Origin of the sequence: Caballeronia humi (genome assembly GCF_001544475.1) — a bacterium.
Classification (GTDB): domain Bacteria; phylum Pseudomonadota; class Gammaproteobacteria; order Burkholderiales; family Burkholderiaceae; genus Caballeronia; species Caballeronia humi.
On sequence record NZ_FCNW02000103.1, the window covers coordinates 1 to 9,189 of the forward strand.

11 protein-coding genes are annotated in these 9,189 nt (G+C 56.6%); 6 read left to right on the forward strand and 5 right to left on the reverse strand.

What is annotated here, in order from left to right:
• Window positions 1-210: SDR family oxidoreductase (locus tag AWB65_RS33475; protein WP_125474284.1), on the forward strand; the 210-nt coding region annotated here is incomplete at its 5' end.
• Window positions 211-625: 415 nt separating this feature from the next.
• The gene (locus AWB65_RS33480; protein WP_125474285.1) at window positions 626-1,078 is read left to right on the forward strand and encodes a hypothetical protein; all 453 of its coding nucleotides are present in this window, start codon (window positions 626-628) and stop codon (window positions 1,076-1,078) included.
• A gap of 239 nt (window positions 1,079-1,317) precedes the next feature.
• Here the strand turns inward: AWB65_RS33480 and AWB65_RS33485 are convergent, their stop codons facing one another.
• Together AWB65_RS33485 and AWB65_RS33490 are read right to left on the reverse strand one after the other, a co-directional pair.
• Window positions 1,318-1,551, reverse strand: a complete 234-nt coding sequence (locus AWB65_RS33485) for a hypothetical protein (RefSeq protein ID WP_087671098.1) — start codon at window positions 1,549-1,551, stop codon at window positions 1,318-1,320.
• Window positions 1,552-1,652: 101 nt separating this feature from the next.
• Window positions 1,653-2,084: a DUF4148 domain-containing protein gene (locus AWB65_RS33490; protein WP_327359520.1), complete on the reverse strand. Its 432-nt coding sequence runs from the start codon at window positions 2,082-2,084 to the stop codon at window positions 1,653-1,655.
• 387 nt (window positions 2,085-2,471) lie between these two features.
• Here AWB65_RS33490 and AWB65_RS37970 point away from each other — a divergent pair, with 387 nt between their 5' ends.
• Both AWB65_RS37970 and AWB65_RS33500 read left to right on the forward strand, forming a co-directional pair.
• The gene (locus tag AWB65_RS37970) at window positions 2,472-2,690 is read left to right on the forward strand and encodes a DUF2934 domain-containing protein (protein ID WP_087671100.1); all 219 of its coding nucleotides are present in this window, start codon (window positions 2,472-2,474) and stop codon (window positions 2,688-2,690) included.
• A 106-nt stretch (window positions 2,691-2,796) separates the two neighbouring features.
• The gene (locus tag AWB65_RS33500; protein ID WP_087671101.1) at window positions 2,797-4,398 is read left to right on the forward strand and encodes a histidine kinase famiy protein; all 1,602 of its coding nucleotides are present in this window, start codon (window positions 2,797-2,799) and stop codon (window positions 4,396-4,398) included.
• Window positions 4,399-4,808: 410 nt separating this feature from the next.
• On the opposite strand, the gene AWB65_RS33505 is transcribed toward AWB65_RS33500, so the two are convergent.
• The gene (locus tag AWB65_RS33505; RefSeq protein WP_125474286.1) at window positions 4,809-5,102 is read right to left on the reverse strand and encodes a hypothetical protein; all 294 of its coding nucleotides are present in this window, start codon (window positions 5,100-5,102) and stop codon (window positions 4,809-4,811) included.
• 301 nt (window positions 5,103-5,403) lie between these two features.
• On the opposite strand from AWB65_RS33505, the gene AWB65_RS33510 reads away from it, so the two are divergent.
• Both AWB65_RS33510 and AWB65_RS33515 read left to right on the forward strand, forming a co-directional pair.
• Window positions 5,404-5,607, forward strand: a complete 204-nt coding sequence (locus AWB65_RS33510) for a cold-shock protein (protein ID WP_087671103.1) — start codon at window positions 5,404-5,406, stop codon at window positions 5,605-5,607.
• 302 nt (window positions 5,608-5,909) lie between these two features.
• Window positions 5,910-6,212: an H-NS histone family protein gene (locus AWB65_RS33515; protein ID WP_087671104.1), complete on the forward strand. Its 303-nt coding sequence runs from the start codon at window positions 5,910-5,912 to the stop codon at window positions 6,210-6,212.
• A 71-nt stretch (window positions 6,213-6,283) separates the two neighbouring features.
• On the opposite strand, the gene AWB65_RS33520 is transcribed toward AWB65_RS33515, so the two are convergent.
• Window positions 6,284-7,639, reverse strand: coding sequence for a hypothetical protein (locus AWB65_RS33520; RefSeq protein ID WP_087671105.1), 1,356 nt, complete (start codon window positions 7,637-7,639; stop codon window positions 6,284-6,286).
• Between the two features lie 488 nt (window positions 7,640-8,127).
• The gene (locus tag AWB65_RS33525) at window positions 8,128-8,574 is read right to left on the reverse strand and encodes a response regulator (protein ID WP_087671106.1); all 447 of its coding nucleotides are present in this window, start codon (window positions 8,572-8,574) and stop codon (window positions 8,128-8,130) included.
• Window positions 8,575-9,189: the final 615 nt, after the last annotated feature.

Consider the following 9,189-nt stretch of genomic DNA (forward strand, 5'->3'; position numbering starts at 1 on the left):
GTGAACACCGTGTCGCCGGGCTACATCGGCACGGACATGGTGAAGGCGATCCGTCCGGAAGTGCTCGAGAAGATCGTTGCGACGATTCCGGTGCGCCGCCTCGGCCGTCCCGAAGAAATCGGTTCGATCGTGGCGTGGCTGGCATCGGACGAGTCGGGCTTCTCGACCGGTGCGGACTTCTCGCTGAACGGCGGGCTGCACATGGGCTGACCGCACGAGCACCGGTGACGGCCGAACTGCCCGTTCGTTGTCAGCTAAACGGCCCATCCCGGCCGCAAGATTGCGATGGGCCAGTCGGTGCCAAGGCCATTGAACGGATTAAGGCGCCAGCCACTATTGACCAGATGACCTCTTTCATTTCCTCCGACAGGTAGCCTGTCGCCGAATGCCAGCGACACCACATAGAATGCGCGCACCGTTCAATGCGATGGCCAAAATTTGACGCCTACGTCCACTCCGATTTCTGATATTGAGGTGCTTTCGACCCCGGATGGAAATTCGGCAACACGCGGACAATTGGAATTTCAATTTTGGTAGTAACCTACTCGTTGGTTACGCAGACCTGCAACACCAGGCCCTTTCGCAGGTGTTACTCCTCGGCCAACTACCAACGAGGGGCAGGGACATGACAGGACGTCATTTCGAAGCAGCAGGAAGCGAGTACGGTATCTGGAGCCCCAAGCGGTTGCCTACTGGGGTCGGCTGCCGCCGAATATTGGTGGCTCATTCGGAAAAGTCAGTTGGCGAATCATCTGTCCTGTTATTCGGTATCAAAGGCTTCGCTGCCATGTACGAACGAGACTTCTCTGCGACCGGCGCCATCGTTCGGGCATGGGAGCCTCAGGCCGTCTTGTTTGATACACGGCTGGGACGGACTGGCGACACATCGTTCATCAAAGAAATGCACGACGAACCGGAGAACCACTCTCGGCTGTTGGTCGCGATGAGCAGACCCGTACAAGAAAGCATTGGGACGCTGCAGCAACGAGGGTTTGATGGGTACTGCCGGCGGCCCTGTGCGTTATGGCATCTCGCCGAATTGCTCTCGGTTTCCTTTGCGCCAGCCGGCGAAGTATAGACTCGCACGACGATGTCGCGCTCCTGGCTCGAAGCGCCAAACGCATCAACGCCCGGTGATATGGCCTCTTTCTAGCCAATCTTGCGTTTGGTAGCCTCGCTAACTTGAAACCGTTGCCGCCAAGTTTAAGACACCAAATGAACCACGCATTCTTGCGGGGACGGATACGGTGATTGGCGCATGGTCTGGCAAGTCACCCGAACGATGACGCTTTCGAGCGCTAACCGGGCAAGGCCCAGCTATTTCTCGCTTAAGAGAGACGCCATACAACGTCGTCTGATTTCGCTTTGCGCATATTCGATGGCGAATTGGCGCGCTCTCCCTTCGCTCGAAAACCAGCCGAGCGCTCCGGTTCTATATTCGTCGCCGTTGCGGTCAGTGGCAGTGGCCATCGAGCGGAAACCCGACTGGTCTTCTACGACGACTGGAACAATCGCCGAGCCCATGTAGTCGAAGGTGGATGTTTGGTACATGAGTGGCCTCTCGTTACGAGCAAATAGGCCGAGACACTAGCTCGCTTTCCGCCACCAGTAGCTTTCGAAGCGGCGCTCTCAGAAGTGCGTTCGACAGTGGCTTATTGACCGCCATATAGCTTGTTCATATCACCTGCGGATGCAGGGTGTGTTGCCGCTCCGCCTCCAGACGCCGACGAACCGCTTACCGCTCCCCCATACCCGCTCGCCGCGTCGTTCTGCACTGCAATACGCGCTTCTGCGGCTTGGATGTTTGCGGGATAACTCGGTTCATCTCCGCTGGCTGGCATATAGCCCGCCAGTTCGAGCTGCTTGAGTTCAGCACGAACCTGAGTTCGCGTCACAGGCGAATCCGACTGTGCGATTGACACGACCGGAGCTGCGAGAACCGACGCGGCGAATATTGTATAGATTAGCGACTTCATGACGGCCAACCTCCAATGAGTGTTTGTTAGCTCGTTGCAGCCACGGTTGCTCGCAGCTAGCTCTCTAAGGATAGTGCATCTGAAATTGGACGCACCGGTCAATAGCATATTTAGCGAACGATTTTCAACTTTCAGATGCTAATCCATGCAGACTTATTTGACGACGTTCTCCGGCCGCCTGCGACGAGTCTCCATGCTGCCGACGCTCGCCACATCAAATCTAACCCGTGCGTTGTTGCGAACTGGCGCTGACACGCGGTGCCATCCCGGGCCACGCATCTCCCACCGCGCGAACCGGTCTCGCGAAGCAAGCGTAAAGCACCCCATAGGGCCGTTTACTGAGCGCATACCACCTTTCGACAATCTTTACCACAACCGGGTAACGAAAGGGCCATGATGGGTACCGATAGTAGGTATCCATTGGCCTGCGTTTTTCAACCTAGGGGAGATGTTCTTAAAAACCCCATCCTTCGACATTCAATTTAGGAAAGGAAGATGAGTACAGAAATTTCCGAGTCCGACATACGAAGCCGAGCGTATGACCTCTGGTTGGCAGCAGGCAGCCCAGAAGGGCATGACGACGATTTTTGGCACGAGGCACGCGCGAGGCTTACAAACACACCAGAAAACGGAGAAACCAGAATGGGCGACGAGGTCGCGGAGGGCACTTTCGAAGAAAGCGGACCAAGGGGAATTCCTGTGAAGACCAAATGACCACCAACAAAATGGCGTCACGCGTATCGAATTCGCCCTCCGCTTATGCGGCAAGCAGCGGAACTGAGGTGGCGTCTACGCATCAACGTTCCGAGGAGAAGCAATCATGTATTCAGCAAAACATGGCCCACACCCCGTCGCCGAAAATAGTCTGGGTCTCGGCCATTGCCAAGCTGACCTTTTCTTCGCGGCCGTAACGACGACACGTACCCCCATGTTGGTCGCGGACGCGCGCCATCCCGACCACCCGATTATCTTTGCGAATGACGCGTTCCGGAAACTCACCGGCTATGGTGACCGCGAAATTTACGGCCGTAACTGCAGGTTCTTGCAGGGTCCAAAGACGGACCCGGCCGCTCTCGCAGAGCTTCGTCTCGCCTTATCAGAAGGAAGAGAGTTCGCCGCCGAAATTCTCAATTATCGGAAGGACAAGACGACGTTTTGGAACGAGCTTTTTGTCGCACCCATTCTCAACGAAGAAAATGAGCTGGTGTACTTCTTCGCATCCCAGGTTGACGTGAGCCGTAGACATGAGGCTGAGGAAGGCTTGCATCAAGCACGGAAGATGGAAGCGTTGGGGCAACTGGCAGGTGGTGTCGCTCACGACTTCAATAACCTCCTGCAAGTCATGGTCGGGTATGTCGACCTTCTCGACGTGAGCGTCAAAACGGACGCTGGCGACGAGACAATTCTAAGGAATATCGCGAAGATTCGAGGCGCAGTCAAAACCGCGGCGTCTTTAACCCAACAATTGCTGCTTTTCGCGCGAAAGCAGGTGCTGGTGGGCCGCACAGTGAATCTGAACGATGTTTGCGAGGACTTGCTCGAACTCACGCGGCAAACGCTGGGAGACGCAGTTTCAATTCGAACCGCCTTTACGAAGAGCCTCCGGAATTGTCAGCTGGACGTCGGACAGCTGGAAATGGCTGTGCTCAACATCATATTGAACGCACGTGATGCATTGAGCGGCCAGGCTGACGCCCAAGTGCTGCTGCAGACCGATAACTTCGATGTAGCGAAAAGTGATTCGAAAGCTCCGGTCGACTTGCCTGAAGGGCAATGCGTGACCCTCTCGATTACTGACAATGGAACTGGCATGACGCCGGACGTCGTCGGTAAGGTGCTTACGCCGTTCTTTACAACCAAAGGCCAAGGAAAAGGTACGGGACTCGGCCTGAGCATGGTGGCGGCTTTCGCGCGCCAGGCCGGCGGCGCACTCGCCGTATCGTCGGAACATGGGGTCGGCACGACGTTGACGTTTTACTTCCCGGCAGTCGAGATGCCCGAGGAGTCGCACGTCGGTGTCTTACATGTGGTCCGGCAAAACGGGAGCGAGAAAGTGCTCGTCGTGGATGACCGGAAAGACGTGGGCGAAGTGGCGGAGGCGATGCTTAACGAGTTAGGCTACTCGACCAAATTTGCGCTGAATGCAGCGGACGCCTTGACCCTTCTTGCGTCGGGCGAAGATTTCGACTTGCTTTTCACGGACCTCGTAATGCCGGGCACCCTGACCGGCGTTGGACTGGCTCGCGAAGCCAGACGACTGAAGCCAGGCCTCCGCGTGCTCGTGGCGACTGGATACGCTGACGTCGCTGCGGAAGTGACCGACGTCAATGGCGTGCGTTTCAATGTCATTCACAAACCATACCGACAAGCAGACCTCGCGCGCGAGGTCCGCCAAGTGCTCGATGACGCCTCAAGGCAATAGCGCCTGATCGGGCGACGAACTCGGAAGCGAGATAAGGAAATGATAAGCGGCTAAGCAGCAGCGCGACTATCGAATTGCTCGCCATTGCTCGTCAAATCTCGAGGCTGGGAAGGCATGCGTTCTGCTCCGCTTTCGAAATGACACTTGGCCTTTCCCTGGCCTGCCACGGAAGGACAACCGAGACCTCGTCGTTCCAGAACTACCGCGGCGCTAAGGGAGCTTGACAACCCGAGATGGATGCGAAGGTCGGGGCGGCTGTTCAATCCGCGCAATGACTAAGCTCACGAACAAGTTCAACAGCTGCCATCCTGTCTTCGACCAACGATTACGAGCCTGCATCAGCCTTTCACTTTTTCATGAATGAGGCTACCGCGGCGCTCGCAAGTTGCTTTCCGTCTTTCTCCACGGCTTCAGTCGCCAGCAGCAGCGTTACCCTTGTCGACCGTTTTGTATTTCTTAGTGAATGACGTTTTGGTTGCGCTCGACAGCAGCTTTTCATTTTTATGGGTTTCCGGGGCCTCGCCGGTCGACCCAGTCGCTACAGTCGACCCGGTCTTTCGGGTAAACGTCGTAGCCGCAGCGGACGTTTGGGCGCAAGCGATTCCGACCGAGAAAAATGCGGCCACAGCGACCGGAATAGCTTGTTCATGAGTATTCTCCGGAAGGTATCTGGAGCTGATGATATCGTTCTTGGCGAAGTCCACCGGCGCTTGTCTCATCACCGTTTAGACCCTCACCGATAGTGCGAGGAGGTTGGTCTTGGCACCTCGCCATTCTTGACTCGCGGCTGCGAAAGACTGGGGCAGGGCGTACGAGATTGCACTGGTCGAACTTTTTTGGTGCCGTCGGAGCACGAAGGCGAGCTTTTTTTGGGGGCGGTGTGAACACGAAGGGCAGATCCGGGTGGTCGGAGGGATTTTCGCGTGCTATAAGGATGTGGTCGCGTTTCGAATTCAATATGCGGCGTGACGACTCAAAATGCATGATCTCTAGGAAAATCAGCAGATGGCAACCGGTACCGTAAAGTGGTTCAACGACGCAAAAGGTTTTGGCTTCATCACGCCGGATGACGGCGGTGAGGATTTGTTTGCGCACTTCTCTGAAGTAAAGGCGGACGGCTTCAAGTCTCTGCACGAGAACCAGAAGGTCAGCTTTGAAGTAAAGCAAGGCCCGAAAGGCAAGCAAGCGGCCAACATTCAGCCGCTCTAGGCCTGTACGGTCGTCGCATCTGCTCGCAGGTGGTCCGGCTTAAAGTGGTGGCCGCTGCTCATCTCGCCGCCTCCAGGAGACACTACTCTTTGCCTTCGCATGTATGTGGCCTTGCGGGTCGAGCCGACGGCCTATCACTAACGTGTCGTGACGTCACATCGCCTGCGCTCCGTCGCAGTGGATGTGCACAGGACGCAGCCTATCGGTCGCGTAGCGAACCGCGAGAGATTACCCGTCGCCCTCATTAGTTGCCACCATGTGCGCCACATCTTGAATTAACATCAAAGAGCAAATCTTCCTGAATGGAAATTAAACAAGCTAGCCTTAAAGAACTGCTCGCACAGCGTCAAGCTCTTCAGCAGCAGGTGACTGCGACACGCCAGCGTGAATCAGAAGTGGTCCTCGCCAGAATCGTGCGCAAGATGCGTGAATATCAAATCAGCCTCGCGGATCTGATGGGTCGGGAGATTGAAAGCCATAAAGTTACGACCGCCGCTGTGCCAAAGTATTGCGATTTGCGAAGCGGTGCCACATGGAGCGGTCGAGGACGGGCGCCGCACTGGATCATCGACAAAAATCGGGACGATTTTCTCGTGAGCGCCTGACGCCAGATCTGTGCAAGCCCGACTTCGCGCGGCCGTTGCGGGCCCCCGTGCATTTACTTCCGACCGTCGGCTCAAAGCAATACCGCTTGCTGCAACAGCTCCAGCGCTTTCAACTCATCCAGTCGGCCCGTGCGTGCTTTGCCTGCCAGGGTCTTGATCAGCGCCTCCGCTATCGGTTCAATACCTTCGAGATTTTCCAAGCTCGTCACGGAAGTGAACGGGCGCGGCGGGATGGAGTGTAGCTGCGGGACTGCAGCAGCCGAGATCTGCTCGTGCGCTGTGTCATTTGTCTTCCCAGTTGCGGGACTGGCAAGCTCAGCGGAGGGGGCGTTCACATGATCTTGCAGGCTGACAACAGTCGCCTCTTTTGCCGGCGAAGCACCCGCTGGAACGGGTGGGCTTTCGGCATCGACCGTCGCACCCGTCCAAGCGCGTGCTTTCGCACGGGTTGACTTCACTAGCGCGTGCTCGTTTGTTGGGGCCGCAGGCAGCTGTCGTGGCTTGACAGATGGCTGACCGCGGGCAGCAGGAAGAAGCAAACGGGACACCGACTCAGGGATGTCTGCTTCCGAACGCGGTATATCCAACCAGCCGGTTGGCAAAGCTAGGCGCTCCGTGAAACGATCTGCTTCGGCATCGTCCATGCGTTTCTTGCCGTGTAGCCGATGGGCCATGTTGGAACCGGTAAGCCCCATGACCGCGCCAAGTTTCACTTTCGATCCGTTTCGGGTCGTGAGAACGTGGAGGTTGGCGCGGCGGATAGTTTGAACATCCGCGCCGTCATTTACCGCCAGCGGCGGCTGTTGGTTCGTTTTTGCAGGGGTCTTGGATTTCGCTGGTGAGTCTTTGACAGGGGCAAGAGCGACAAGCTGCACGGCAGGACTTCTACGGCTCTGGACGAGCGTTGGCGATCCGCCAGTCGATTTCTTCGGCATTTCCGGTTCCTCCGGTACACGATTCTTAAGAAATGGCTGCTGGCTGACTTTTGGTGCGGGAGCCGGCTTAATCGTTTCGGACGCTACTTCTGGTTCGGGGTCCGTTTGAACGAAGTCGAGTGGCGATCTCAAACGAGCGATGGTCTCAGCCGCGAGCACAGGATTGGGCTGGTCAAAGAAGCCGTGGGGCAAGCCCAGCGTGGTTTCCATGTGAAAGGCCGTTTCGGGCGTGAACCGCTCGCCCTTTGTCAGTTCGGCCACTCGCGTCAGGTTTGAATCAAGCCCTAACGCGATATTTTCTGCGCCCACCGCATCGACTAGCAATTGGAACGATCGCGTCTTGAAAATGGAAGCGGTCTGAGTCAGGTCTCGAGCAGGAGATCCTTTCACATTTGGTTGGCCCTGTCGGTTAGACGACAATTTTTTGACGTGGCTCGTTTGGCGCTGGCCGGTGTGTTGAGGCCCCAAGTATCGCCCGCGCGATTGATTCATGAAGTAGGCTTCCTGCGCTAAGAGACTGTAGTGCTTGGATTATAGATGAGGCGGTGTTGATGTTTGTTCATCAAGAGTTCTGTGGGCCGGGAAAGTGCGCCTTTTTGACGAGCCGTAGTGCGGTCCGATCGCAATGCGCAAGCCGCTGCCCCCGACATGTTTATTAGTATTTCCGTTGGCTCGCTTTAGCGTAGGCGCAGCGCGCTCGCGAGCCCCGCAAACAAACAAACGCTTGCTGCAGACGAGCGGCACACGCTCTTTTTCAGCTTTGATTATTGAAGTGTGATCAACGGCGCTCTCCGCGGCATTCTGCACGGTGTCTCAACCTCATCGCGCTCTAGACTGTCCGTCGGAACAGCACACCGCAGGGTGTGTATCGGGGTCTTCGCTATGTGAAGGACGGGGAGCTTTTGATCGGCCTGCGCCTCATGATCGAACGGCGGCGAACAACCGCGATGAAAAGCTCCCATGCCTGTCGCTCGGGGAACTTACGGCTCCACGAGCACGGTGAAATGGCGAAGAAGTGGGCCTAACTTCATGGCATCTGTCGGCTTTGCGCAGAATGCATCGAAACCGGACCCCTTTGCGCGGGCCAGATCGGCCTCAGTCGCCAATGCCGAATGTGCGATGAGCACCGTCTCTGACGTGCTTTCGATCTCTCGAAGCCTTACAGCGACCTCTAGCCCAGACATATCTGGCATACAGATGTCGAGTAATACGACCTGCGGCTGCCAGCGTGCGACCGCGTCGACGGCCGCGTTCCCGCGATAGGCGACCTGAGCGTCGAAACCGTCGAGCGCGAGTACCATGCTGATCGCGTCAGCGGTGTCTGCATAATCATCGACCACCAGAATGCGCGGAACACAAGGCCCGACGCGCTTCCGTTTGGTCCATATCGTGCACTTCAGGGGCATGCCTGATTGATCGGCGGTCATGTCAAGTCCTGCAGAATCGCGACTCATTCTACCGCATGCAGGAGCGATTCCTCTGTGCATTGCAAGGGCACCCCGAATAGAAGCCACTCGCTGGCGAAAGAACCGTCCTCAATGACTTCTGGTTATACGTCCACCGTCCACCAGTCGATGATCTGCATGGACAATAATGAGACGCCGCAATACGCAAGACTAGTGACTTGTCAATGCGTCTCGCGTTTCATCTGTCCGGTCTAGGCGCGGCTCCGTACCGCTAAAACCATGCGCTGCTGCTTCACGCTATGCTCATTTTTAAGAACTATGTTAGCGAGTTGGTCCAAGCGCTTGAGCGCCATGTTCGAGCCGCACAGCGCAGGCCTGATCGAATGCGGCGACGAGCACTGGCATACCGGTTACTTCGGAGACTAGGGAACGAGATCACGCCATAACACACCAGCCAGCGAGCCCGATGCCGGTCCCGGCGATATCGGCGGCGAGCCCCGGCGGCGTTTGAGGTGCCCAGCGATGGCTCCGGGGGAGTCCTTCGCGCGACATCCTTTAGTAGAAGCCGTTGCGAAATTATGCGAAGGGACTGTTAACTTTTTCCACTCGGTGTTAACTTCCTGTCTTGTTTTCCCT

Excerpts from the sequence above, each read along its gene's own strand:
- AWB65_RS33510 (WP_087671103.1), top strand. The coding sequence starts at position 5,404 with ATGGCAACCGGTACCGTAAAGTGGTTCAACGACGCAAAAGGTTTTGGC.
- AWB65_RS33520 (WP_087671105.1), bottom strand. The coding sequence starts at position 7,639 with ATGAATCAATCGCGCGGGCGATACTTGGGGCCTCAACACACCGGCCAG.
- AWB65_RS33490 (WP_327359520.1), bottom strand. The coding sequence starts at position 2,084 with ATGCTATTGACCGGTGCGTCCAATTTCAGATGCACTATCCTTAGAGAG.
- AWB65_RS33485 (WP_087671098.1), bottom strand. The coding sequence starts at position 1,551 with ATGTACCAAACATCCACCTTCGACTACATGGGCTCGGCGATTGTTCCA.
- AWB65_RS33515 (WP_087671104.1), top strand. The coding sequence starts at position 5,910 with ATGGAAATTAAACAAGCTAGCCTTAAAGAACTGCTCGCACAGCGTCAA.
- AWB65_RS37970 (WP_087671100.1), top strand. The coding sequence starts at position 2,472 with ATGAGTACAGAAATTTCCGAGTCCGACATACGAAGCCGAGCGTATGAC.
- AWB65_RS33500 (WP_087671101.1), top strand. The coding sequence starts at position 2,797 with ATGTATTCAGCAAAACATGGCCCACACCCCGTCGCCGAAAATAGTCTG.
- AWB65_RS33525 (WP_087671106.1), bottom strand. The coding sequence starts at position 8,574 with ATGACCGCCGATCAATCAGGCATGCCCCTGAAGTGCACGATATGGACC.
- AWB65_RS33480 (WP_125474285.1), top strand. The coding sequence starts at position 626 with ATGACAGGACGTCATTTCGAAGCAGCAGGAAGCGAGTACGGTATCTGG.